The organism is Plantactinospora alkalitolerans (genome assembly GCF_015690345.1).
GTDB classification, from domain to species: Bacteria; Actinomycetota; Actinomycetes; order Mycobacteriales; family Micromonosporaceae; genus Plantactinospora; species Plantactinospora alkalitolerans.
Genome location: NZ_JADPUN010000055.1, coordinates 1 through 20418, shown reverse-complemented (window position 1 = coordinate 20418; position 20418 = coordinate 1). Strand labels below are relative to the sequence as shown.

The window sequence follows — 20418 nt, the reverse complement described above, 5'->3', positions numbered from 1 at the left end:
GGCGGAGGTGGCGGAGGTATCCACGCCGATGGGGAGAACGGCAGGGGCCTCCGGTGGCCCGGTGGCGGCCGAGGCCGGACCGGCATCGCCACCGAATGCCGCGCTGGCTCGCCAGTTCTCGCTCCGGCCGGCCAGTCCGGGAGCCGCGCTGTACGACCTGGGGCAGCACCGGACAGCCCGGAACGGGGTGAACCGTTCGAAGGCCTACGAGCCGGCGATCCGGCCGGCCGGAATGGACGCGTCGTCGGATCGCCGTACCGACGGTGTGGCACCGGAGCCGGAGGACGGGTCGGGAGAGCGGATCAACGACGTACGGCGGCCAAGTCCGAGTTCGTCGACTTCCTGAGGAGACCGCACCGAGCTGTCGCGGCAGGCCCGTGGGGCGGGTCGCGGCGGCGCGGGCAAGTGGCCCCCCGCGCTGCCGACACGGAGGGCCACTCTCACCGGGGGATCGGTGTACCGAAGGGACGTTTCAGGTGTTGTCCCTAGATTAACCGCCTCATGGCGTACTAGATAGATCTGTCCATTTGGTGCAACTTCTGTTACTAGCGGACGCTTGGTTCGTGTCTCGGGGTGTTGGTTCCCGTGCTCGGCTCCGTCGACTCCGCCCGGATGGGCAGCAGGACGAGCAGGAGTAACGCGAACAGGACGTACACGTTCCGGAGCAGGAACTCACTCGCCGTGTCGGTCCGGTCGAACTCGACACCCCAGTCGTAGAAGGAGACGACCCCGTAGACGATGCCGGTGGCGAGCAGCAGGGCGAAGGCCAGCAGGCCGATCCGGCGGCGTCGCCCGGTGACCCCGGAGGTGGGTTCGGGCCGCCGCAGAGCGGCGTCGACCAGCACCACCAGGGCGGGGATGAACCAGTAGACGTGGTGCGTCCAGGTGATGGGACTGACCAGGGCGCCGACCAGCCCGGTCAGGGTCAGCCCGGACAGGTGGTCGCCGGCCCGCATCGCCCGGGCGGCCCGCCACAGCCCGTACCCGGCGATGATCGCCACCAACAGTGCCCAGAGCAGCTGGTTCGGCCTGCCCGGCGTCGTGAACCGGCTCAGGAGGCCGAACAGCGACTGGTTGCCGGTGTAGTCGGGGCGGCCGACCCGGTCGGTCAACCACAGCTCGTGGGTCCAGAACCGCCACGAGTCGCCCGGCGCGATCGCCGCCGCCAGTAGGGTGGCCCCGGCCGCGGTCGCGCTGGCAACCAGCGCCGCCCGCCACTTCCGGGCGGCCAGCAGGTAGACGATGAAGATCCCCGGATACAGCTTGAGCGCCGTCGCCAGCCCGATCCCGACGCCGGACCAGCGCGACCCCCGGGGTACGGCGAACAGCAGGTCGGCCAGGATCAGTGTGACGAGCAGCATGTTGATCTGCCCGAACGTGAGGGTCTCCCGGGTGCTCTCCACGGCGAGGACCAGCGGGATGGCGAGCCCGGCGGCGAACCACCAGGGCAACCGGTGCCGGACGGTGAGCGGCTTGACCAGCCACCAGGTGGTCGCCACCAGCGCGGCCAGGCTGAGAATGGTGAAGATCGCAATTGTGTAACCGATCTTCAGCCCGGTGAACGGCCGGAGCAGCAGGGCGGCGAACGGCGGATAGGTGAAGTACAGCTCACCCTGCAACTCGTCTGCCTGCACGTAGTCGTACAGCGGATGACCGTCGGCCCACCACTCCATCGCACTCATGTAGATCTTGAGGTCGAAGAAGTTGTGCGGGGTGTCCAGCAGGTACGAGAGTGGGACCAGGGCGATGACCACCACCATGGCGACGACCAGGCGTGCGGTTCTGCCGCCGGGATCGTCCTCGTCGGTGGCGGATGGCACGGGGGGATCGGCTGGCACGGGAAAACCCTAGCGGGCCGTTCTGTCCGCAGCGTTGAGGCGCGGGTCGCCGGGCTACGCGTAGTCTGGGCGCGTGGCTGATCTTCTTGTCTGGGTCGACTGTGAGATGACCGGGCTCGACCTCGGCAAGGATGCGCTGATCGAGGTCGCCGCCCTGGTTACCGACCGTGATCTCAACGTGCTCGGTGAGGGGGTGGATGTCGTGATCCATGCCGACGACCAGGCTCTGGCGGACATGCCGGAGATCGTCCAGGCGATGCACAAACGGTCGGGCCTGACCGAGGAGGCGCGCCGGTCGGCGGTGACCCTGGGCGAGGCGGAAGACCTCGTCATGGACTACGTCACGGCGTTCGTCAAGGATCCCAGGACCGCACCGCTGTGTGGCAACTCCATCGCCACCGACCGGGGCTTCCTGGCCCGGGACATGCCGCGGCTGGACAACCACCTGCACTACCGCATGATCGACGTCTCCTCGATCAAGGAACTGTGCCGCCGCTGGTACCCCCGGGTCTACTTCGGCCAGCCGGCCAAGGGGCTGGCCCACCGGGCGCTGGCCGACGTCCGGGAGAGCATCCGGGAGCTGGAGTACTACCGGCGGACCCTCTTCGTCCCGCTGCCGGGGCCGGATGTCGAGACCGCGAAGGCCATCGCCGCCGAACTCTGAGCCTGGTGGGCGGGTCGTCGGTACGGGTCCGCAACCCGGTCGACGGCGGGGGTGGGGGTGTGGCTATCATTGGTCGGCGCCCCGGCCGGGTCGGATGATCCGGGTGCGGCGCATGCTCCAGATCAAGTGAACATGGTGGCTGTAGCTCAGTTGGTAGAGCACCGGGTTGTGGTCCCGGGTGTCGTGGGTTCAAGTCCCATCAGTCACCCTCGTGATGGATCTCCTGATCCACGAAGCAAGACCCCCTCAGCAGAGGGGGTCTTGCTCGTTTCCGGGGGCGTTTCGGGCTACGGGGGCGCTTCGGGCTCCGGCGGCTCAGCCCGTGGTCGTGTCAGCCCGTGGTCGTGTCAGCCCGTGGTCGTGGCGGTCGGCTCGGCCGACGGCGCGGTGGTGGGTTCGGGCGACGTGTCCTCCAGCGGGATCGCGCTGCCCTTGACGTAGTCGTCCCAGCCCATGTTCCAGTCGGTCCAGCCGTTGCCGTTCTCCAGCTTGCGCTCGGTGCCCTTGACCTGGATCGGGTCACCGACGCGGGTCTGGTTGAACAGCCAGCTGGCGTTCGCGGTGGACATGTTGACGCAGCCGTGGGAGACATTGGTACGTCCCTGGGAGGCGACGGACCACGGCGCGGCGTGGATGAACTCCCCACCCCAGGTGAGCCGCTGGGCGTACTCGATGTCGGTGACGTAGCGGTTCGCCGGGTTCGGGTCGTCCGAGGTGTCGAAGACGGTCTTCTTGAGCTTCTCGATGACCACCATGGTGCCGCTGGAGGAGGGCGTGCTCTTCTTGCCCAGGCTGATCGGGATGGTCTTGATGACCTTGCCGTCCTTCTTGACCGTCATCTTCTTGGTCCTGTTGTCGACGGTCATCACCACCGCCGGCCCGGTCTTGAGGTCGACGGTGAGGTCGGAGCGGCCGTACCAGCCGCCGCCCATCGGCAGACCGCCCGCCTGGATCTTGTAGAAGATCTTGGTGTTCGCCTTCCAGTACGTCTTCGGGCGGTACCGCACCTCGGTCGGGCTGACCCAGCGCCAGATCCCCACCTGGGCCGGGGTCGCCTGCACGGTCATCCGGCGCTGCACGTCGTCCCGGTAATCCTGCGGAATCGCCCGGTCGAATTTCACGATCAGTGGCATGCCGACGCCGACGGTCTGGCCGTCGCCGAGGAAGCTGGTCACCCGGATCTGCTTGCTGGGCTTGGCCATTGTGGTGAAATTGCTGGTCACCGTCGCGGGCTTGCCGTCGTCGCCGGTCGCGGTCACGGTCGCGGTGTACGTCGTACCGTATTCGAGCGTCTTGTCCGGCAGCCAGGTTCCGGTGGCGCCGACCTTGCCCTTGACGGCGGCGCCAGCCGCGTTCTTGACCTCGACGGTGGTCTCGACGGCGTCCTTGCTGTTGAACGTGATCTCCGTCGACGCGGGCACGTCCTTGGCGTCCGCGGCCGGAGCGGTGATCGCGGCAGTCGCCTTCGGCGTCTCCTCGCCTCCACTGCCGCCCTGGAAGGACGGGCCGCCTCCCTTGCCGCCGTCACCGGTGCACGCGGTCGCGGTGAGCGCGAGGGCCCCGGCGAGCAGGACCGAGGCGACGGCCCGGACCGGCGTGAGTCGCCGCCGCGACGCCAGCGCCGGGCCGGACGTGCGACGTATCAACTGATTTCGGCCTGCTCGCATGATTCCCTCACAGTGCTGATTCCCACGGCCATCCCACTTGATCCCTACGGGTCATCCTCTCCCAATGACGCTCGTCAGCAAGTTTTGGTTTCCTGCCGTGCCGTAAAACACCACTCGAGGTGGTCGATTAGTCGGTTAGCTCACCAATTGTCGACACAGTCGCTTTGTCGTCAGGTGCCCAGGTCGGCGGGGACCGGTAGGGCGCTGCCCTTGATGAAGTCTTTCCAGGAGAGATTCCACGCGGTCCAGCCGTTGCCGGGCTCCAGCTTCCGCTCGGTGCCGCTGATCGTCACGGGGTCGCCGGGCTTGGTCTTCTCGAACAGCCAGCGTGCGTTCGGGGTGGAGACGTTGACGCAGCCGTGCGAGACGTTGCGCCGGCCCTGGTCGCCGACGGACCAGGGAGCTGCGTGGATGTACTCCCCGCCCCAGGTCAGTCGTTGGGCGAAGTCGATCTCCGTGACATAGCGGTTGGACGGGTCGGGGTCGTCCCGGGTGTCGAAGACGGTGGAGGACTTCTTCTCCATCACCACCATCTTGCCGCTCGACGACGGGGTGGCCTTCTTGCCGAGGCTCACCGGGATGGTCCGGACCAGCTTGTCGTTCTCGAAGACGGTCATCTTCTTGGTCTTGTTGTCGACCTTCATCTCGAACTTGCTGCCGATCTTGGAGGTCGCCTTCCGATCGACGTTGCCGTACTTGCCGTTGCTCAGCGGAATGCCTTCCAGGCCGATCCGTACGGTGAGCGTGGTGCCCGGCTTCCAGTACTCGGGCGCCCGGTAGTAGGCCTGGGTACCGCTCGACACCCAGTGCCAGGCGCCCGGCTGTGGCGGGTCGGACTCGACGAACATCCGCCGCTGCACCTTGGCCCGGTCCTTCTTGGCGATGCCCGGCGAGAACTCCACCACCACCGGCATGGCCACGCCGTACGTCTTGTCGTCGAAGAGGTAGAGCCCGGAACCGATGACCGACCTCGGCTTCGCCATCGTGGTGAAGGAGGTCGTCTTGGTCTCGCTCTGCCCGGTCGAGGTGGTCGCGGTCACCTTGGCGGTGTACGTCTTCGAGTACTTCAACGGTACGGCCGGCACCCACGAGGAGCCGTCCTCCCGCATGGAGCCCTTGACGGTGCCTCCACCGGCGGCGGTCAGGCTGACGCTGTCGATCTTTCCGCCGGTGATCTTGGTGCCGATCTCGACGCTGACCGGTTGCTTCTTCGCACCGCTGGCCGGCGTGACGGAGAAGTCGAGCGGCTCGGCCGGTGGTGTCGGCGTCGCGGTTGCCCCGGCGGTTGTCCCGCTACCGTTCCCGAACTGCGGTTTCTCGCCTCCTTCGCCGCCGCAGGCCGCCGTGCCCAACGGCGCGACGACCGCCAGAGCGATGACCATCGCCCAGGTGCGCGTGTTCCTGCCCATCCCCACCTCGGTCCACTCGAATCCCGGGGGACATCGTGCCCTATCGCCGCCACACTTTTGACCCCGGAGGTCTAGACTAGTGGGCGGATTGCGGCGATTTGTCGCCTCTGTCGGATTGGCGAGGCCGGCTGGGTAACTGGTTGGAGGAGCCTCGGGAGCCCGTGTTAGGGTTTCTCCCGTTGTCAGAGAGCGCCGCTAGCTCAACTGGCAGAGCAGCGGACTCTTAATCCGCGGGTTCGGGGTTCGAGTCCCTGGCGGCGCACCAACGAGCAAGGCCCTGACCTGGTGTTTCACGCTGGGTTGGGGCCTTTTTCGGGTACGCGGTGGTGGGTGGTCGCTCGGTGGGTGCTCGGGAGCCGTTGGACCGTTCATGCCCAAGCCTCACCCCCGTGAAGTGCCCCTCCTCGGCGGGCCGGGCGAGCACCCGTACACCCCAGACCGTGGTTCGGGGCCGATCTTGGAGATCACTGTTCAGCGAATCAGCCGACGCCACGCCGACGGGTAGGTCGACCGCGTACGGCGGGAATCTCGGCCGGGGATCTGACCAAGGCGTCCACGACCACCCCACCGCATCCAAGGTAGGCACGGCGACATCCTTCCGGCCCGCCGGCAGGGCAGGCCATCTCAGGTGTCACCTGGTGGTGCGGCAGACCCACCGCCTGGTCGTCGATGTCCATTGTCGCGGGCTGATGTCGCTGGCCCGGCGCGGTACGACTGCCGTAGGGACGAGCGCATCACGGCGAGCGCAGCGGGAGGCGGATGCGGAAGGTGGCGCCGACGCCGAGGGCGGACTCAACCGTGGCGGTGCCGCCGTGCGCCGTTGCCACGGCGGCCACGATGGACAGACCGAGGCCGGCGCCGCCGGTCTCCCGGGAGCGGGACACCTCCGTACGGTAGAAACGCTCGAACACCCGGGCCGCTTCCTCCGGCGCCAGACCCGGCCCGGCGTCGGTCACCTCGATCACCGCGTGCCCGTCCACCCGGCGCACCCGAACCGTGGCCGCCGCCGCCATCGGCACGTGCCGCTGCACGTTGGACAGCAGATTGCCGAGCACCTGCCGCAGCCGGGCCGCGTCGCCGCTGACCAGTACCCGGTCGTCCGCGTCCAGGGTGAGCGGCCGCTGCGGCTCCACGGCGCGCGCGTCGGCCACCGCGTCGGCGGCGAGCACGGCGAGGTCGACCGGGCCGAGTTCCAGCGGACGGCCCTGGTCGAGCCGGGCCAGCAGCAGCATCTCGTCGACCAGCGAACCCATCCGGACAGCCTCCGACTCGATGCGGTGCATCGCCATCGCCAGGTCGTCGGGCCGGTCCGAGGCGCCACGGCGGAACAGTTCGGCGTACCCGCGGATCGTGGCGACCGGCGTGCGCAGTTCGTGCGAGGCGTCCGCGATGAACCGGCGCAGGCGCTGCTCGGATTCCTCCCGCTCGCGGAAAGCCGCCTCGATCTGACCGAGCATCGCGTTCAGCGCCGCGCCGAGGCGCCCCACCTCGGTCTTCGGTGAGGTGTCCGGGATACGCCGGGTCAGGTCACCGTGGCCGATCGCGTCGGCGGTGGCCCCGATCCGGGCGAGCGGGCGCAGCGCCAGCCGGACCGAGCGCGCCGACAGCACGGCCATGGCGAGCAGCGCGACCAGGCTGGACACGATCGCCGCCCGGGTCGTGCGCTGCATCAGCTCGTCCGACTCGGTGGAGTGCCGGCCGACCAGCACCATGCCGCTGCCGTCGGTCAGCCACGATGCCCGCACCAGCCAGTAGGGAGCGCCACCGCCGACGCTGGGAACCCGGTGGAAGTCCTGCCCTTCCGGGTTGTCCGCTGTGATCTGCTGCGGGCTCAGCGCCGCCGGCAGCGGGTCGGGCAGGTCGGGGGACGCGCCGACAGCCAGGGTGTCGATTACTTTCCCGGCCGGTGAGCGCAACTGCACGAATGAGGGCACGTCGCCGTTGTCGGCGAGCCGGTGCCAGAGCTGGCTCATCTCGTCCGATGCCGGGGTCAGCGGTGTCAGCCGGCGCTCGGCGGGCGCGACCGGCAACACCCGGGCGCTCACGTCGGCGCCGAACGCCGCCAGCACCTCGTGGTTGCGGTCGGAGCGCCAGTCCTGGATCGCGCCGTAGATGGCGCCGACCGAGATGGCCAGCCCGAGCGCGAGCAGGCCGACCAGCGTCAGAACCAGGCGTCTGCGCAGCGGCACGGCGTCAGTCCTTGTGCCCGCGGCGAGGGCGGACCACGTAGCCGACCCGGGGTACGGTCTGGATCAGCGGCGGACCGGTTGCGTGGAGCTTGCGGCGCAGGTAGCTGATGTAGGTCTGGACGACGCCGTCGTTGCCGCCGAAGTCGTACTCCCAGACATGGTCGAGGATCTGCCGCTTGGTGAGTACCCGACCGGCGTTGGCGACCAGATAGCGCAGCAGCTTGAACTCGGTCGGGGTGAGGTCGATCGGCTCGCCGTTGCGGCGTACTTCGTACGCGTCCTCGTCGATCTCCAGGTCGGCGACCGTGAGCCGGGACGGACCCTCGTCGTGCCGGGTGCGTCGCAGCACCGCTCGCACCCGGGCGACCAGCTCCTCCAGGCTGAACGGCTTGGTGACGTAGTCGTCGCCACCGACGGTCAGCCCGGCGATCTTGTCCTCGGTGGCGTCCTTCGCGGTCAGGAACACCACCGGCGCGTCGTGGCCGAGCTCGCGCAGTTCGCGGCAGGTGTCCAGGCCCGAGCCGTCCGGCAGCATCACGTCGAGGACGATCAGGTCGGGGCGCATCGTCTCGACCCGCTCCAGCGCCTCTCGGCCCGACCCGGCGACCCCCGTCTCGAAGCCCTCGTAGCGCAGTGCGGTGGCCACCAGGTCGGCCAGGTAGCGCTCGTCGTCGACGACCAGGATCTTGATGGGTGTGTCCGTCACGCTCATGAGTGTCACCCTTGAGCAGCGCGCTGCTTCTTAGGGATCCCTGTGACAGCGAACTCTAAGAACGCGCCCAGAGCGGTGGAAGATCGCGGTGCTGTTCTGGATCCCATGGAACGATTCTCCCGAACTCTGCTGCGCCGCAAGCGCCTTGTCGGCCTGCTGGTGCTACTCGGTCTTTTCCTGGGACTGGCCGCGACGCCACTGACGGTCAGCCGCATATCGGAGGAGTACGCCTACCCGGGCATGGAGTCCTTCGAGGCCAACCAAGCGGTCCTGGAGCATTACGGCAGCGGTGGCTACCAGCGTCCGTACGTACCGGTGGTGGTGCTCCCCGAGGGCCAGACCGTCGACTCGCCGGGCACCCGTGAAGCACTGGGCCGCGCCTTCGGCGGCGTCGCGACGGACCTCGAGGCGCGCGTCGCGTCCTATGCCGACACGGGTGACCGCCGGTTCGTCGGTGACGACGGCCGCACCACGTACGCGCTGGTCTTCACCGGCCCGACACCGGACGGCAGCCCACCGGGCGGCGGTCTCGGCGAGGTGCCGGACGAGACGCCGCAGATCATCGAGGCCCTGCAACGCGAACTGCCGCCGGGTACCACGCTGCGGGTCACCGGCCTGGACACGCTGGCGACCGGCGTGGACGCCGGCGGCCTGAACGTGCCGTTGAAGATCGCGGTGGCCGCGATCGCCGCGGTGATCGTGCTGCTGGTGGTCTTCCGGTCCGCGCTCGCTTTCGTACCTCTGCTCATCTCGACCGTCGCGGTGCCGGTGGCGTTCCTCGTGTTGCTGGCGTTGACCACCGTGATGGAGGTGCACGACAGCGCGCTGACCACGATGCCGCTGCTCGGCCTCGGTATCGCGATCGACTACGCGTTGCTGTTGACCATCCGCTGGCGGGAGGAGCAGGCGCACGGGCACCGCGGCGACGAAGCGGTGCACCGGGCGATGCGCACCGCCGGTCACTCGATCGTCTTCAGCAGCGGCGCGGTGGCGATCGGCCTGATCACGATGGCCATCCTGCCGATCCCGTTCCTGCGCAGCCTGGGCATCGCCGGCATGATCATCGCTGCGGTGAGCGCACTGATCTCGCTGACGCTGCTGCCGGTCATCCTGGCCACCACCGGCCGCCGGCTCGACCGGCGCCGGCTGGAGCAGGGCGGCGGCCGCGGCGAGCGGCTGATCCAGCGCGAGGCGGACGCCGGCCGCCTCTGGACGGCGTGGTCCCGGCTGATGGTTCGCTTCCGCCGGCCCACCGTGCTCGCCACGGCGTCGCTGCTGGTCGTCCTGTCGATCATCGGCCTGCAGATCAACCTGGCGCTGCCGGTCAGCGAGAACCTGGTGAAGAGCGGCCCGGGGTACGAGGGCCTGGCGGCGCTCACCGACGCGGGTGTGCCGACCGGCGTGCTCAGCGCGTTCGACGTGTTCGTGCCGGATGCCGCGGACGCGAGCACGATCGCCGACCAGATCCGCGCCACCGAGGGCGTGCACACCGTCGTCGACCTGCTCACCTGGCGGGAGGACGGCACGGCTCTGCTCACCGTGGTACCGGTGCAGGAGAGCCCGTCGCCGGCGGGTGCGGAGGCGCTGACCGCGCTGCGCGACTCGTTGCCGGACGGTGTGCTGGTCGGAGGCAGCGCGGCGCAGACGGCCGACTACGTGGCCACCACGTACGGCGCTTTCCCGTACCTGCTCGCGCTGATCTTCGTGGTCACCTTCATCATGCTGGCCCGGGCGTTCCGGTCACTGCTGCTGCCACTGAAGGCGATCGTGTTGAACCTGCTCTCGCTGGGCGCGGTGATCGGCGCGATGGTGATCCTGTGGCAGTGGGGCTGGGGCACCGAGCAGGCACTCGGCATCCAGCCGAACGGCACCGTCGGCACGTTCGTGCCGCTGACCATCTTCGCGTTCCTCTACGGCCTGTCGATGGATTACGAGGTGTTCATCCTGGCCCGGATGCGTGAGGAGTACGACCGTAGCGGCTGCACGGCCGAGGCGGTGGTGCAGGGTGTCGGCCGGACCGGCCGCCTGGTCACCTCGGCGGCACTGATTCTCTTCTTCTCGTTCGTGTCGATGGCCAGCGGCGGCGAGTTCGACGTGGCCGTGTTCGCGACCGGCATGGGTCTGGGCATCCTGCTCGACGCCACGCTGATCCGCGCGATCCTGGTGCCGGCGACGGTGGCGATGATGGGCCGCTGGAACTGGTGGCTGCCGGTCTGGGCGGCCCGCCTGCTGCGGGTCGAGCCGTCACCGCTGCGTGACGAGCGTCCGGAGTCGCCTGCCGAGCCCCGGCTCGCCAGCGTGGGCGCCCGCTGAGCGGGACCCCACCCGGCAGACGCAACGGCTCCCCGGGCACTGCGACCAGGAGCGCGGCGGGTTGACCGCAGCGGCCGGCCCGCTCGTCCAACGGGTCTTCCGCCAGATCGGGTACGGCACCGGCCAGGGCGTGACCGCCCAGTTCGACAATCTGTCCATCACCCCGGTGGGTAACACCGGCGATCCGGGCCCGACCGGCACGATCCGGGGTGCGGCCTCCAACCGGTGCCTGGAGGTCAACGGAGCCAGCCAGAGCGACGGTGCGACCGTCCAGATCTGGGACTGCAACGGCGGCGCCAACCAGCAGTGGGTCCGCGGCTGATCGGTTGAGATTCCGGCACGAGGACCCGGCGTACCGTCCGACGGCGGCCGGCCGCCCATCCGAGCGGTCGGCCGCCGTCCACGTGGGTGGCGGGCTTTCTCATCCGGCCCGGTGACCAACGGATCGCTGCACCGCCAGGTGGAGGAACCCGGCCGGTACCGGTGCGGCAGCCGGAGGCTCCGGGCCCGATGCTCGGCGAGCAGCCCACCGGAGTGAGCCGGGGACGGCCGCCCGAACGCGGCCGTCCCCGGGGGTGTTGCGGATGCGGAGGGCCTGCCCGCAGTTCAGCGGGTCGCCGCCCCGCCGCCGGAGGCTGGCTGGACCCGCTCGAACCGCACCCGGCTCAGCCAACCCGGGAGGTCACTGAGTACGTACAGCTCGCCGTGCACGTCGGCGTCGATGGCGGTCGGCTGGATCGGGAAGTTGCCGATCGTGGCGGACTCGTAGCCGCCCGTGGGTTTGGGACGCACGGCGAACGCGAGGGTCGAGCAGTAGTCGCTCGCGACGTAGGTCCCCCGGGCCTCCGGGGTGGCGGACCCTCGGTACACCACGCCGCCGGTCACCGAGCAGCTTTCCGTCATGAAATGTTCGTACTCGAAGACCGGGTCGGTGTACCGCCCGCCCGACCGGCACTGCTCCGGGTCGAACACCGGAGTGCCCTCCCGGCAGGACCAGCCGAGGTTCGCCCCACCCTGCCACGGGCGGATGTGGTTGATCTCCTCGACCAGGCCCTGGCCGACGTCACCGATCCACAGCGAGCCGTCGGCCGGGTCGACGGAGAACCGCCACGGGTTACGCAACCCGTAGAGCCAGATCTCTGGCCGTGCGCCGCGCGTGCGGATGAACGGGTTGTCGGAGGGCACACAGTAGGACTTCGCCCCGCAGGTGCGGTTGACGTCGATCCGCACGATCTTGCCGAGCAGGGTGCCGAGGTTCTGACCGGACTTGAACGGGTCGTTCGCGTGGCCGCCGTCGCCGAGGGACCAGTAGAGGTAGCCGTCGCGGCCGAACGCCACCTGTCCGCCGTTGTGGTTGCCGTACTCGGCGTGCTCCTGGGTGAGCAGCACCTGCACCCGATCAGGAGCGCTGATCGGCACTCGCGCCAGGGTCAGCGTGCCGGCCGGCAGGCTCGTGTAGGCCACGTAGAGGATCCCGGTCCGCGCGAAGTTCGGCGCGGGCGTGATGCCGAGGAGGCCGCGCTCGTTGTCCGACGTGTCGATCCGGGCGCTCAGGTCGAGCACCGGCGCGGCCGCCAGGCCGGTGTCGGGGTGGTAGGCGCGGACGGTGCCGTTCTTCTCCGCGATCAGCATCCGGCCGTCCGGCAGCCCGGTGAGCGCGATCGGACGCCGCAGACCGGAAGCCACCTGTTCGGATACCACGGTCAGCTCGGTGAGTGGCACCGCGCGGGTGTGGGGTGCGCCGGCCGTCGCGGTACTGGCCACCGACGCCGGTGGCAGCAGGACTGCAGACAGGGCCAGAACGAGCAGGCCGGCCAGCAGGGTGGCCGGGCGCCAACGCCGTCGCGACATGTTTCAGCTCCTCGAGCAGGTGGAGTGGAGGATGCGATCTGGCAGCGTTCCGACACTACATCGAGGCTCGCCAATATCCAACCCGCCGTCTTCCCGCCTTTCCGTTGGGTCTTCCCTGGCCCGGCGACGCCTGGCACGGACGGCAGTGGTTTCAGCCAATGGTCGCGGCGACCCCTCGAGCGTTGACCGTCCAGCCCGGCTACGTCTACAGCATCATCACCACCACCACCACCGGGCAGGGCAAGGGGACGGCCGTCAGCCCCGCCCAGGGCACCCTGAAGCTGCCGTACAGCGACAACTTCGACAGCTACTACGCCGTTGGCCGTGAGGCGAAGTACCTGATGGACCAGCAGGGCTGGTTCGAGATCGTGGGCTGCGGCGGCGGGCACCCGAGCGGGCGGCCGCCGTCCACGCGGGCGGGCGACCATCGGCCGAGTGGCGGGGTGTCTACCACGACGTGTTCGCGGCGGGTCGACGGGTCCGTACTCGCTGGGCGAATGAGCCCGCCTGTTGCAGCGCGTCGGCGGCCTCCGGCAGAAACGACCAGAACGTGTGGAAGCCATGGGTGGCGGCGGGGTAGAGCTCCAGTTGCACGTCGACGCCGTGTGCGCGGGCGCGGGCGGCCAGTTGCTTGGCCTCGTCCACGACGAAGTCACCCGTGCCTGCCTGGATGAGCAGCGGCGGCAATCCGGTCAGGTCGGCATTCAGCGGGTCGATCACCGGGTCGTCGACGGGATGTCCCCCGAGGTACAGCGCGGCCAGGCTCCGTACCTGTTCCGGTGTGACGGCCAGCTGTGGCCCGTCGTCCGTCGATCGCCTGATCAGCGCGCCGCTGAGGTCTACGCCGGGGCAGAGCAGGATCGCTCCGCCGGGCAGCGGTCCCTGCTGTTGCCGGAGGGAGAGCAGCAGTGCCATCACCAGGCCGGCGCCGGACGAGTCGCCCACCACGATGACACTGCGGGGGTGGGTCTCCCGGTCGACCAGCCAGAGGTACGCCCGCATCGCGTCTTCGAGCTGGGCGGGGAAGGGATGCTCCGGCGCCAGCCGGTAGTCCGGCAGGAGCGTCCCGACGCCGGCCGCCACGGCGAGGGCGCCAGCCAGGTGCCGGTAACCGAACGCCGAGCCGCTGACGTTGCCGCCACCGTGCAGGTACAGCAGGCTGGTCGGCGCCTGTGGCTCGGGGCAGAGCAGCAACGAGGAGACTCCACCGCTGTTCACCGGCCGGATCGCGACCTCGGCCGGCGGGACGAATCGTCCGTGCAGCGCCTCGGTGACCTCGCGGAGCGCGGCGACGTCGGAGCCGGCGTTGGTGTCGCCGACGGCGTCCTCCCAGACCCGTCTGATCCGGGTGGCCAGCTCGCCGCCGACCGACCTGGTCACCGTGACGGCGTCGTCCACGTCGCCGAGGATCCGGCGGGTCCGCTCCAGGAGGGCGTCACCGGCCAGGGTGAGCTCGACCCGATGGGTGGAGCGCCGCAGCAGGTCGCAGCCGAGCAGGCGCTCGAGGGCGCGGATCTGTCGGCTCAGGGCCGGCTGCGACAGGTACAGCCGGGTCGCCGCCCGCCCGAAGTTGAGTTCCTCGGCTACCGCGACAAACGCCCGTAGGTGCCGCAGTTCGATCGCGTCGGGCGCCGCCGGTAGCGCGATCACCCTGCCGGCCCCTGACGGGCCCTCCTCGTCCATACCGAGATTATCGCCGCAGCCGTCCGCTTGCGGTCATGTCGTCTGCGCATGGCCGCCATACGCACAAGGTCTTTCCCTGTCCGGCCGCTTTGCTGCGAGCGTGGCGCCATGGCAGAGGCAACCGTTGTGGGGCGGGCGGCATGGATGCGACTGCGTGGCCCGGCCGGGCCACTGCGCGCTCGGGTCCACTGGCCGGTCCGGCGATCCGGCGGCCCGGCTCCGGCGTTGCTGGTGTTCTTCCACGCGAGCGGCTTCGTACCGGGCAGCGTGGACAGCGCCGAGGCGTTGTGCCGAGAACTGTGCTCGCGAACCGGTGTGGTGGTGTTGTCGGCGTCCTATCGAACGGCACCGCCGCATCCGTACCCGGCGGGCTTCCATGATGCGGCGAACACCCTGGAGTGGGCGGCCGACCACGCCACCGAAATCGACGCCGATCCAGCGCGCCTGCTGGTGGCGGGGGAAGGCGCTGGCGGGAACCTCGCGGCGGCCGTGGCGCTGCACGCCCGCGACCGTGGGTGGCCGTCGCTCACCCGGCAGGTGCTGGTCTCCCCCAACCTGGACGCGCGGCAGAACACGCGTTCCTATGCGGACCACGCGCATGCCGCGCCCAACAGCGCCGCCCGGATGCGCTGGTACTACGACCACTATCTCCCCGGGGGGCCCGCGTCCGCCGACCCGTACGCCTCGCCGCTGTCCGCACCGTCGGTGGCCGCCGTGGCACCGGCCACCATCGTCACCGTCGAGCGCGATCCGCTGCGCGACGACGGCCGCCGCTACGCGGCCCGGCTGCGCCGTGCGGGTGTACCGGTTCGGGAACTGCGCTACGTCGACCTTGCCCACGGAGCCCTCGCCCGGCTCGGCGACAGCGCCGCCGACCGGATGCTCGCCGATCTCGTCCGCACATTGCGGGAAGGAGCAGGACCCGATCCTGCGTGAGACACCAATCAAGGAGGACCTGATGGCCCAGTACGGAATCTTCGTCTACTCGCCAGCGCCGGCCGATCCGATGGCCCTCACCCCGGAGTACGTCGAGTTGCTCGAGCGGCACGCGACCGAGGTCGAGGAACTCGGCGGCCGGATCGTGACGGGTTTCGCGTTCGAGCCGAGCACCACCGCCCTGTCCGTCCGGGGTGACGTCGTGACGGATGGAACGGCCCTCACCAGTGCCACGGACGTCATCTCGGGCTTCTTCGTCCTGGAGGCGCCCGACCTGGACACGGCAGTGCGGATCGGCAAGCTCAACCCGGCGACCCGCGATGGCGGCGTCGAAGTCCGACCGTTGTTCGTTCCACCGGCCGGATAAGCCCTCCATCACGGCGTACGCACAGAAAGGCAACGGACATGCACACACTGGATGTGGCGGGGGGCTCCAGGGCGACCCGCCGTGAATGGACCGCGCTCGCCGTCCTCACGCTACCGACTCTGCTGCTGTCGCTGGACATCAGCGTGCTCTACCTGGCATTGCCGCACCTGAGCGGGGATCTGGATGCGAACGGCGTCGAACAGCTGTGGATACTCGACATCTACGGATTCCTGCTCGCCGGGTTCCTGGTGACGATGGGAAAGCTTGGCGACCGGATCGGCCGCCGAAAGCTGCTGCTCGTCGGCGGGGCCGCGTTCGGCGTCGTTTCGATTCTTGCCGCGTACTCCACCAGCGCCACGATGCTCATCGCGAGCCGCGCGCTCCTCGGCCTGGTCGGCGCGACCCTGATGCCGTCGATGATGGCGCTGATCCGCAACATGTTCCACGATCCCGTCGAGATGGCGAGGGCCATCGCGATCTGGTTCGCGTGCTTCATGACCGGGGTGACCGTCGGTCCACTGGTCGGCGGCGCACTGCTCGAGCACTTCTGGTGGGGCTCGGTGTTCCTGCTCGGCGTGCCGTTCATGGCGCTGTTGCTGGTGTTCGGCCCGGTGCTGTTGCCGGAGTACCGCGACCCGCACGCGGGCGGACTCGACCTGCTCAGCGTGCTGCTGTCACTGATGGCGATCCTTCCCACCATCTACGGGCTGAAGTCCCTCACCCGGTCCGGCGCCAGCCTGGTGGCGGTGACCGCGATCGTGGTCGGGGCAGCTGCCGGCACCGGGTTCGTCCGGCGCCAGCGCAAGCTGGAGAATCCGCTGCTGGACCTACGGCTGTTCCGGGCCGGGGCGTTCAGCACCGCGCTCTCGACGATGTGGTTCGGCGGAGTCGTGATGGCCGGCGTCAGTCTGGTGTCGGCGATGTATCTGCAACTCGTCCAGGGCTTCTCGCCGTTGGCGGCGGGGCTGTGGCTGATCCCGCAGAACCTCGCGATGATCATCGGTTCCGTACTGGCGCCGCGGTTCGTCAAGAGTTTCCACGCCTCTCGCGTCATCGCCGCCGGACTCGTCGTCTCGGCCGTCGGTCTGCTGACGCTCACCTTCGTACGCGCGGACCACGGCCTGCCTCTGCTGGTCGCCGGACTCGTGCTCGCCTCGTTCGGCATGAGTCTGCCGATGGCGCTCAGCGGCGCGGTGGTCATGGGTTCGGCGCCGCCGGAGAAGGCGGGTTCAGCGGCGGCGGTCCTGGAGACCAGCGGCGAGTTCGGTGTCGCCGTCGGCATCGCGACGCTGGGCAGTCTGGCGACCTACGTCTACCGCAGCGAGGTCGCCGACGGAGTCCCCGCAGATCTGCCGGCCGATGTCGCCGGCGCCATCAACGACAACCTCGCCGTCGCGGTCAGCGCCGGCCAGGAGTCCGGCGGGCGGTTCGCTGCCGAGCTGCTGACGATGGCGCAGGCTGCGTTCGTATCCGGGCTGAACGTGGTCAGCGCCGTCGGCGTGGTCGTGTTCCTCGCGCTCGCCGCGCTGTGCGTCCGCCTGCCGTCCAGGGCAGGTGTTCCGGGCGCGGTCGGTTCCGCGGCCGGCGGGACGCCCATCGTCGCCAGCGCCGACCGTCCCGTGCCGGTCGATTCCTCAGCCTCCCGGTAGCCCGGAGCAGAAATGGGACGAACACAAATGCACAGGGTCATTCATCCGAGAGTTCTGTACTTCGGCACTCCGGTCGTCCTTCTCAGCACCGTGAACGAGGACGGCTCACCGAACCTGTCACCCATGTCGTCGGCGTGGTGGGTCGGTCGGTCGTGCATGCTGGGCCTGGATGGGACATCGAAGACGACCGAGAATCTGGGTCGGACCGGCGAATGCGTCCTCAACCTGCCGGCCTCCGAGATGGTGGAGGCGGTCGACCGGCTGGCACTGCTGACGGGCAGCCGGGTGGTGCCACCCCACAAGCTCGAGAAGGGGTACCGGTACGAGCCCGAGAAGTTCGCGACCGCCGGTCTCACTCCCTGGCCCTCCGACGAGGTGGCTCCGCCGCGGGTCGCGGAGTGCCCCATCAACCTTGAGGCTCGGATCGACCGGATCCATCCATTCGGGGCGGACGGGTCGGGTGTGGTGGCGGTCGAGGTGCGGATCGTTCGGGTCCATGTCCAAGAGGGACTGCTGATCCCGGGATCCTCGCGGCATCTCGATCCCGATAAATGGGATCCGTTGATCATGAAGTTCCTTGAGTTCTATGGCGGGGGAACGAACGTGCACTCATCCCGGCTCGCCAGAGGATGGGGGGCGCCCGAGCGACGCGGCGCGCACCTCGGTCGGGGATTCTGACGCGTTGCCGGACCTTGCCGGGGCGATCCGGCCGGGGCAAGGTCCGGCCGTGGCAAGGTCTGGACCAGGCTGTGCACCGCGGTCAGCACGAATACGCCGAGCGTCAGGGGGATGCGGCGCGCCGATGTCATTCGACGCGTTCCGCGTCCGGCCCGGGCATCGCGGCGAACCGCGCTGTGTCCGTCGCACCGACCCCTTCTCGGCGTGGTCGGACAGCGAGGAAAGCCGTACCAAGGGCGTCGCGGCGGCCTCGGTGCCGACTCTCGGAAGTACCGGCAGATAACCGAAACTTCCGGTTGAGAAACCTGGACCAGTCTGCCAGCCTGAAGCCATCGATAGATGTGATCGCTAACACGATCTTTCGACCCTCTGGAGGTCCGTCCGTCTGACGAGCGCCATGGCTTCGCGCCGCTGAACCAGTCCGTCATCCCAGCAGCCCCGGGCGTTCCACCACCACAGTCCGGCCAGGCGGGCGACTGGGATCTCGGACCGCAACCACCCCGTGCTCTCCGGGAGCCCGAATCGATCCACGCCTGCTGTCGTGGTCCCAGTTGGTGGGGCGTGCGCGGCGGTACGGCCGACGTCGCGAGTTGGGTGAGCCCTTGACCGAACAGCGCCGGAACGTCCCTATCCCACAGATGGAGGATCAGAATGATCTCCCGGACCCGTCCCTCCGGGCGTCGATTCCGAACACTCGTGGTTTCCGGATTCGCCGCGTTAGTCGCGACCCTGACCGTATCGCTGCTACCAAACCTCGCCCAGGCCGCCGAGGCCACGCTCGGTGCGGCCGCAGCCCAGTCCGGCCGGTACTTCGGTGCCGCGGTCGCCGGGGGGAGGTTGGGCGACAGTGCGTACACGACGATCTTGAACCGGGAGTTCAACGTCGTCACCGCCGAGAACGAGATGAAGATCGACGCGACCGAGCCACAGCAGAACAACTTCAGCTTCGGTAACGCCGACCGGATCGTCAACCACGCCCTGAACCGGGGCTGGCGGGTGCGTGGGCACACTCTGGCCTGGCATTCGCAGCAGCCGGAATGGATGCGGACCATGGAGGGCAGCTCGCTGCGCTCCGCGATGCTGAACCACGTCACCCGGGTGGCCAGCAACTACCGGGGCAAGATCATGGCCTGGGACGTGGTGAACGAGGCGTTCGACGACGGCAACAGCGGCGCGCGACGCAACTCGAACCTGCAGCGCACGGGGAACGACTGGATCGAGGCGGCGTTCCGGGCCGCGGACGCGGCGGACCCGGACGCGAAGCTCTGCTACAACGACTACAACACCGACAACTGGACCTGGGCCAAGACCCAGGCCGTGTACCGGATGGTCCAGGACTTCAAGTCCCGGGGCGTACCGATCGACTGCGTCGGGTTCCAGTCGCACTTCAACGCCAACTCGCCGTACAACAGCAACTACCGCACCACACTGTCGAGCTTCGCCGCCCTCGGGGTGGACGTGCAGATCACCGAGCTTGACATCGAGGGCTCGGGCAGCACCCAGGCCAACACCTACCGCAACGTGGTCAACGACTGCCTCGCCGTTCCTCGCTGCAACGGCATCACCACGTGGGGCGTACGCGACTGCGACTCGTGGCGTTCCAGCGGCACCCCGCTGCTGTTCGAGTGCAACGGCAACAAGAAGGCGGCGTACACGGCCACCCTCGAGGCGTTGAACAGCGGCACCCCCGCGCCCACCACCCCGCCGGTGACCGGCAACCCGACGCCGACTCCCACCGGAGGATCGGGCGGGCCCGTCGACTCGAACGCCTGGTACGAGGTGGTGAACCGCAACAGCGGTAAGGCGTTGGACGTGTGTGGCGTGTCCACGGCCGACAACGCCTGCATCCAGCAGTACGCCCGCACGGGTGGGCAGAACCAGCAGTGGCAGTTCGCGAACTCCGGTAACGGCTACTACCGGGTACGGGCGAGGCACTCGGGCAAGGTACTGGACGTGTCCAACAACTCGACCGCGGATGGCGGCGCGATCGTGCAGTACGCGGACCACGGCGGGGCGAACCAGCAGTTCAGGCTGGTCGACTCGGGCGGGTACTACCGTCTGATCAACCAGGGCAGCAGTAAGGCGGTGGAGGTCCAGAACTCGTCCACCGCTGACGGCGGCCGGGTGGTGCAGTACAGCGACCACGGCGGGACGAACCAGCAGTGGCAGCTCGTCCAGGTCGGCGGACCCACCAACCCGACGCCGACGCCGACGGCCAGTGCGACACCGACACCCACGCCGACACCGACGGGCGGTGGTGGGTGCTCGCTGCCGTCGTCGTACCGGTGGTCGTCGACGGGTCAGTTGGCGACTCCGAGGTCGGGGTGGGTCTCGTTGAAGGACTTCACCTACGCGCCGTACAACGGTCGGCATCTGGTGTACGCCACGACGCACGACAACGGAACGTCCTGGGGTTCGATGAACTTCAGCCTGTTCTCGAACTGGTCGGAGATGGGTTCGGC

16 protein-coding genes, 2 tRNA genes and 1 pseudogene are annotated in these 20418 nt (G+C 69.1%); 12 read left to right on the top strand and 7 right to left on the bottom strand.

From position 1 onward, the window contains the following. The coding region (locus I0C86_RS03590) for a hypothetical protein (protein ID WP_230393493.1) at positions 1-346 on the top strand (346 nt) is incomplete at its 5' end. Positions 347-545: 199 nt separating this feature from the next. Here the strand turns inward: I0C86_RS03590 and I0C86_RS03585 are convergent. Beyond that, complete coding sequence (locus I0C86_RS03585) at positions 546-1838, bottom strand: glycosyltransferase family 87 protein (RefSeq protein WP_196199744.1); 1293 nt, start codon at positions 1836-1838, stop codon at positions 546-548. Between the two features lie 73 nt (positions 1839-1911). Here I0C86_RS03585 and orn point away from each other — a divergent pair, with 73 nt between their 5' ends. After that, positions 1912-2502, top strand: a complete 591-nt coding sequence (gene orn / locus I0C86_RS03580; protein ID WP_196199743.1) for an oligoribonuclease — start codon at positions 1912-1914, stop codon at positions 2500-2502. A 135-nt stretch (positions 2503-2637) separates the two neighbouring features. Further along, positions 2638-2710: transfer RNA gene (locus tag I0C86_RS03575), tRNA-His, on the top strand. Between the two features lie 139 nt (positions 2711-2849). Here the strand turns inward: I0C86_RS03575 and I0C86_RS03570 are convergent. Together I0C86_RS03570 and I0C86_RS03565 are read right to left on the bottom strand one after the other, a co-directional pair. Beyond that, a complete protein-coding gene (locus tag I0C86_RS03570) occupies positions 2850-4169 on the bottom strand; it encodes a L,D-transpeptidase (protein ID WP_196199742.1) in 1320 nt (439 codons plus the stop codon). Between the two features lie 170 nt (positions 4170-4339). Then, positions 4340-5578: a L,D-transpeptidase gene (locus I0C86_RS03565; protein ID WP_196199741.1), complete on the bottom strand. Its 1239-nt coding sequence runs from the start codon at positions 5576-5578 to the stop codon at positions 4340-4342. A gap of 189 nt (positions 5579-5767) precedes the next feature. Between I0C86_RS03565 and I0C86_RS03560 the strand changes: the two genes are divergently transcribed. Beyond that, positions 5768-5843 (top strand) — tRNA-Lys (locus I0C86_RS03560). Between the two features lie 469 nt (positions 5844-6312). On the opposite strand, the gene I0C86_RS03555 is transcribed toward I0C86_RS03560, so the two are convergent. Next, complete coding sequence (locus tag I0C86_RS03555; protein ID WP_196199740.1) at positions 6313-7767, bottom strand: sensor histidine kinase; 1455 nt, start codon at positions 7765-7767, stop codon at positions 6313-6315. 4 nt (positions 7768-7771) lie between these two features. After that, the gene (locus I0C86_RS03550; RefSeq protein ID WP_196199739.1) at positions 7772-8479 is read right to left on the bottom strand and encodes a response regulator transcription factor; all 708 of its coding nucleotides are present in this window, start codon (positions 8477-8479) and stop codon (positions 7772-7774) included. 105 nt (positions 8480-8584) lie between these two features. On the opposite strand from I0C86_RS03550, the gene I0C86_RS03545 reads away from it, so the two are divergent. Further along, a complete protein-coding gene (locus I0C86_RS03545) occupies positions 8585-10792 on the top strand; it encodes an MMPL family transporter (RefSeq protein ID WP_196199738.1) in 2208 nt (735 codons plus the stop codon). A 61-nt stretch (positions 10793-10853) separates the two neighbouring features. Then, a complete protein-coding gene (locus I0C86_RS03540; protein ID WP_230393492.1) occupies positions 10854-11114 on the top strand; it encodes an RICIN domain-containing protein in 261 nt (86 codons plus the stop codon). 284 nt (positions 11115-11398) lie between these two features. Here I0C86_RS03540 and I0C86_RS03535 read toward each other — a convergent pair whose 3' ends face one another. After that, a complete protein-coding gene (locus tag I0C86_RS03535) occupies positions 11399-12643 on the bottom strand; it encodes a PQQ-dependent sugar dehydrogenase (protein ID WP_196199737.1) in 1245 nt (414 codons plus the stop codon). Positions 12644-12822: 179 nt separating this feature from the next. Here I0C86_RS03535 and I0C86_RS42880 point away from each other — a divergent pair. Continuing rightward, positions 12823-13029: pseudogene (locus I0C86_RS42880) on the top strand (hypothetical protein); the annotation flags it as partial. A gap of 61 nt (positions 13030-13090) precedes the next feature. On the opposite strand, the gene I0C86_RS44860 reads toward I0C86_RS42880, so the two are convergent. Further along, positions 13091-14326, bottom strand: coding sequence for an alpha/beta hydrolase fold domain-containing protein (locus tag I0C86_RS44860; protein ID WP_196199736.1), 1236 nt, complete (start codon positions 14324-14326; stop codon positions 13091-13093). Between the two features lie 108 nt (positions 14327-14434). Here I0C86_RS44860 and I0C86_RS03525 point away from each other — a divergent pair, with 108 nt between their 5' ends. The 5 genes from I0C86_RS03525 to I0C86_RS03505 form a co-directional block, all read left to right on the top strand. Next, positions 14435-15262, top strand: a complete 828-nt coding sequence (locus I0C86_RS03525) for an alpha/beta hydrolase (RefSeq protein ID WP_196199735.1) — start codon at positions 14435-14437, stop codon at positions 15260-15262. A 22-nt stretch (positions 15263-15284) separates the two neighbouring features. Further along, positions 15285-15629: a YciI family protein gene (locus I0C86_RS03520; RefSeq protein WP_196199734.1), complete on the top strand. Its 345-nt coding sequence runs from the start codon at positions 15285-15287 to the stop codon at positions 15627-15629. A gap of 38 nt (positions 15630-15667) precedes the next feature. After that, positions 15668-17278 carry an MFS transporter gene (locus tag I0C86_RS03515; protein WP_196199733.1) on the top strand — a complete coding sequence of 537 codons (1611 nt, stop codon included), beginning with the start codon at positions 15668-15670 and terminating at the stop codon, positions 17276-17278. A gap of 12 nt (positions 17279-17290) precedes the next feature. Next, complete coding sequence (locus tag I0C86_RS03510) at positions 17291-17956, top strand: flavin reductase family protein (RefSeq protein WP_323373444.1); 666 nt, start codon at positions 17291-17293, stop codon at positions 17954-17956. A gap of 651 nt (positions 17957-18607) precedes the next feature. Then, positions 18608-20418 (top strand): non-reducing end alpha-L-arabinofuranosidase family hydrolase (locus I0C86_RS03505; RefSeq protein ID WP_196199731.1); only part of this gene is annotated, 1811 nt, incomplete at its 3' end.

What these genes read in the sequence shown, in the direction of transcription:
- I0C86_RS03510 (WP_323373444.1), top strand. Translation starts at nt 17,291, where the DNA reads ATGGGACGAACACAAATGCACAGGGTCATTCATCCGAGAGTTCTGTAC.
- I0C86_RS03565 (WP_196199741.1), bottom strand. Translation starts at nt 5,578, where the DNA reads ATGGGCAGGAACACGCGCACCTGGGCGATGGTCATCGCTCTGGCGGTC.
- I0C86_RS03545 (WP_196199738.1), top strand. Translation starts at nt 8,585, where the DNA reads ATGGAACGATTCTCCCGAACTCTGCTGCGCCGCAAGCGCCTTGTCGGC.
- I0C86_RS03520 (WP_196199734.1), top strand. Translation starts at nt 15,285, where the DNA reads ATGGCCCAGTACGGAATCTTCGTCTACTCGCCAGCGCCGGCCGATCCG.
- I0C86_RS03535 (WP_196199737.1), bottom strand. Translation starts at nt 12,643, where the DNA reads ATGTCGCGACGGCGTTGGCGCCCGGCCACCCTGCTGGCCGGCCTGCTC.
- I0C86_RS03525 (WP_196199735.1), top strand. Translation starts at nt 14,435, where the DNA reads ATGGCAGAGGCAACCGTTGTGGGGCGGGCGGCATGGATGCGACTGCGT.
- I0C86_RS03550 (WP_196199739.1), bottom strand. Translation starts at nt 8,479, where the DNA reads ATGAGCGTGACGGACACACCCATCAAGATCCTGGTCGTCGACGACGAG.
- I0C86_RS03570 (WP_196199742.1), bottom strand. Translation starts at nt 4,169, where the DNA reads ATGCGAGCAGGCCGAAATCAGTTGATACGTCGCACGTCCGGCCCGGCG.
- I0C86_RS03515 (WP_196199733.1), top strand. Translation starts at nt 15,668, where the DNA reads ATGCACACACTGGATGTGGCGGGGGGCTCCAGGGCGACCCGCCGTGAA.
- I0C86_RS44860 (WP_196199736.1), bottom strand. Translation starts at nt 14,326, where the DNA reads ATGGACGAGGAGGGCCCGTCAGGGGCCGGCAGGGTGATCGCGCTACCG.